This window comes from Rhodococcus sp. O3, assembly GCF_048897285.1.
GTDB lineage: Bacteria > Actinomycetota > Actinomycetes > Mycobacteriales > Mycobacteriaceae > Rhodococcus.
Genome location: NZ_JBMBTE010000252.1, coordinates 1 through 3251, shown reverse-complemented (window position 1 = coordinate 3251; position 3251 = coordinate 1). Strand labels below are relative to the sequence as shown.

The 3251-nt window shown below is 72.3% G+C and carries 4 protein-coding genes and 1 pseudogene; 1 reads left to right on the top strand and 4 read right to left on the bottom strand.

The window, feature by feature from the left end; genetic code table 11:
- Positions 1–146: 146 nt before the first annotated feature.
- Entirely contained in the window at positions 147–881 is a 735-nt protein-coding gene (locus ACN675_RS28495) for a uracil-DNA glycosylase (protein WP_420754009.1), read from the top strand.
- Here the strand turns inward: ACN675_RS28495 and ACN675_RS28490 are convergent.
- From ACN675_RS28490 to ACN675_RS28475, 4 genes and pseudogenes are all read right to left on the bottom strand, one after another.
- Positions 844–1281: a hypothetical protein gene (locus ACN675_RS28490; protein ID WP_420754008.1), complete on the bottom strand. Its 438-nt coding sequence runs from the start codon at positions 1279–1281 to the stop codon at positions 844–846. The two genes, ACN675_RS28495 and ACN675_RS28490, sit on opposite strands and share 38 nt — an antisense overlap.
- A 67-nt stretch (positions 1282–1348) precedes the next feature.
- Positions 1349–1507, bottom strand: coding sequence for a hypothetical protein (locus tag ACN675_RS28485; protein ID WP_197253962.1), 159 nt, complete (start codon positions 1505–1507; stop codon positions 1349–1351).
- A 73-nt stretch (positions 1508–1580) separates the two neighbouring features.
- Positions 1581–2462: an N-acetyl-1-D-myo-inositol-2-amino-2-deoxy-alpha-D-glucopyranoside deacetylase gene (mshB, locus tag ACN675_RS28480; protein ID WP_420754007.1), complete on the bottom strand. Its 882-nt coding sequence runs from the start codon at positions 2460–2462 to the stop codon at positions 1581–1583.
- A pseudogene (locus ACN675_RS28475) lies at positions 2459–3251 on the bottom strand (ABC transporter family substrate-binding protein); the annotation flags it as partial. The gene mshB and the pseudogene ACN675_RS28475, both read right to left, overlap by 4 nt.

The following is a 3251-nucleotide window of genomic DNA, read 5'->3' as shown; positions in this document are numbered from 1 at the left end:
TTCCAGCGTCGCGCCGGGGTCGCCACCGTCGTCGCTGCGACGCCCGCCGGGGTCGGGCACTACGAGATCCTGGATGTGCCTGTGGAGCAGGCGTGGGCACTGGTCGAGGCGGTCACTCCGGGCGCCGGCGACGTGTGGGCGAACCGATGACCTGGCCACCCGACGAGACTCTGCACACCCTCGCCGAGATGGACGACCGGCTGGTGCACTGCCGGGCCTGCCCTCGGCTGGTGGCGTGGCGCGAGCAGGTGGCACGCGACAAACGTGCCGCGTTCCGCGACGAGACGTACTGGGGCCGCCCGGTGCCCGGTTTCGGCCCGGCCGACGCGGCACTGCTCATCGTGGGTCTGGCACCGGCCGCGCACGGCGGCAACCGCACCGGCCGGATGTTCACCGGCGACCGGGCCGGAGACTTCCTGTACGCCGCGATGTACGACGCGGGGCTGGCCTCGCAGCCGACGGCGACGCACCGCGGCGACGGTCTCGCCCTGTCGGGCACCCGCATCACCGCGCCGGTGCACTGCGCTCCGCCCGCGAACCGTCCGACGACCGTCGAACGGGACACGTGCCGCCACTGGCTGGACCTCGAACTGAAACTGCTGACCCCGACCCTGCGCTCGGTGATCGTGCTCGGCGGTTTCGGCTGGCAGGCGCTGCTGCCGGTGCTCGCCGACGCCGGCTGGGCGATCCCGCGCCCGCGACCGCGGTTCGGGCACGGCGCGCACGTCGAGCTACCGGGGGCGTCCCCGGACCGGGCACCACTGCACCTGTTCGGGTGCTATCACGTCAGTCAGCAGAACACCTTCACCGGGCGGTTGACCCCGGCGATGCTGACCGACGTGCTCATTTCTGCGGCGGAGACTGCCGGACTGCGTTCGTGATGGCGTTGATGCGCGCGCTGAACAGGTACAGACCGGCCGGGCCGAGCGCCGCGATCGGCAGCAGCAGGATCCGCCAGTCCGCGACTGCGAGCTGATCGGCGCCCGGACCACCGACCAGGCACAACAGGAACCCGACGGTCCACGCCACGAGCGGCCACGTGGACTTGCCCAGCGAGCCGGTCTCGGTGCGCACCGCCATCACCAGCAGCAGGTTCACGACCGCGGCCACCAGGATGGAGATCGGGAACGGCACCGAGCCGATGTACATGCCCAGGAACAGCACGGACAACACCGCACAGATCAGGCCGTCGACGACGAGCAACGCCACGACCCCGGTCCGGGGCGGGACGTCGGCGGGGACGGAGGCGTCGGATGGCGCGGTGGCGGGATCGACCGTCATGGTTCGATAGTGCGCCTCCGTGCCCCCGTCGCGCACATCGAGGGGCACGGTTCGGGAACGGTCCGGATCAGGGAACCGGCGGGTAGCCGAGCATCGTCAGCAGCTGGCTCTGCTGATCCGCGAAGTCGTACAACGCGTGGTAGTAGTCGGCGCGGATCTGATCGGCGTAGGGCCGCAACGAATCGACGAACGCGACGATCTGGTTCTGGACGGACCAGTTGTACATCCACATCTCCCCGGGCTCGGCGCCGAGCGGACGACGACTGTGAGCAGAATCACTCCTGCTCGGCAGCGTCAGCCTACGTCAGGCCGGCGAAGAGATCACGCTCTCGCCCGGATCCGTCGACCTCTCCGAGCGCGCCCCGCACGAGCACGAAGTGCTCCTCGGCGAACACGGGCTGGGCGATCAGGTTCGACAGCGCGAACGAGGCGCCGTCGGGCGCGACGATCACCTGGGTGGCGTGCGCGGCCATTGCCGCTCGCTTCGCGTCGAGCACCCCGCTGACGTCCACGGCGGTGGTCACCTGCTCGTCGGGCACGCTCGGCAGGCCGCCGGCAAAGGGCACGACCCACTCGGCGGGGATCTCGCCGAGCGCGGCGAGCCCGTCCCGCAGCGCGCTCTCCTCGGTGACGGTCCAGTACAGCTTCGGGGTCGCCCACGGCTCCCCCGCCTCCGGATACGCGTCGGTGGCGGCCGCCTCGATCGCGGCGGTCACACGCTCGTGCACCGCGATGTGATCGGGATGGCCGTAGCCGCCGACCGGGTCGTACGTGACGACGACGTGCGGGCGCAGTTCCCGGATCACGGCGACGAGTGCCGACACCGCCTCGTCGGGGTCCGCGTTGACCCAGGCCCGCGGATTCTCCGCCGACGGGGTCCCGGCCATGCCGGAGTCGCGCCAGTGTCCGGCGCGTCCGAGGAAGCGGGGCGCGGCGACGCCGAGCGCGGCGAGCGCCCGGGTCAGTTCCAGGATGCGGTAGCCGCCGAGCTGATCGGCGCGATCGGCGACGAGTTCCGCCCAGTCGTCGCCGATGACCTCGCCTTCCTCGCCGAGCGTGCAGGTCAGGACGGTGACCTCGGCGCCCTCGGCCACGTAGCGGGCGATGGTCCCGCCGGTGGTGAGGGTTTCGTCGTCGGGATGGGCATGCACGAGCAGCAGCCGCCGGGCAGCGTCGGTCACGGGGTCGTCCTCCACCAGTTCGGGGCGTCGGCGACGACACCCGCGGGTACCGCACCGGCCAGCGATACGCCGTCGATTCCGGGGCCGGCCGCGACGACCGTGCGGTCCTGCACGATCGGCAGGTTCACGGCGAGATCCCAGAGCTTCGGCTGCGCGTTCGTCAGGATCTCGTGGACGTCGCCGCTACCGCGGATCGCCGCGTCGAGGTCCGCGGTCAGCGACGGGTCGCACACCGAGCTCAGGTTGCTCGGGGCCTCGAGCTGCGCGATCACCGCATCCTCCTCGACGACCTCGGTCTCGGGAGTGGACTCTTCGGCGGTGGTCGGGGCCGGGGCGGTCGGCGCCGGGTCGGTGTCGGTGGTTCCCTGCGGGGGCGCGCCGGTTTCCCGCGCGGGCGCGTCGACCACGGCGGGCGGAACCGGCAGACATCCGAACCTCGACAGCGCGGCCGTCGCCGGATCGTTTCCGGCCCGCACCCAGCCGACGACGGCGTGCACCCGGCCTTCGACGAGCGCGTCGCCGTACAGCTCGTCGGCGGGCAGGGCGGTGACGGTCGCGCGGATGCCGGCCCCGCGCAGCAGATCAGCGGCGGTCCGCGCGACCGCGAGGGGTATCCCGGCGTCCTCGACGACACCGATCACCAGGGACAACGGCGCGCCGTCGCGGATGAGCAGTCCTTCGGTTTCGGTCTCGGGTGCCGGCGCCGGAGTGGTGGCGGGTGCGGCCGTCGCCACGGGCGCACCGGACGCACCGTCGGGAACGTCGACCGGAGCCGGCGGCGGCGCCGGC

Coding starts and splice junctions, on each gene's coding strand:
- ACN675_RS28490 (WP_420754008.1), bottom strand. CDS start 1,281: ATGACGGTCGATCCCGCCACCGCGCCATCCGACGCCTCCGTCCCCGCC.
- ACN675_RS28485 (WP_197253962.1), bottom strand. CDS start 1,507: ATGTACAACTGGTCCGTCCAGAACCAGATCGTCGCGTTCGTCGATTCG.
- ACN675_RS28495 (WP_420754009.1), top strand. CDS start 147: ATGACCTGGCCACCCGACGAGACTCTGCACACCCTCGCCGAGATGGAC.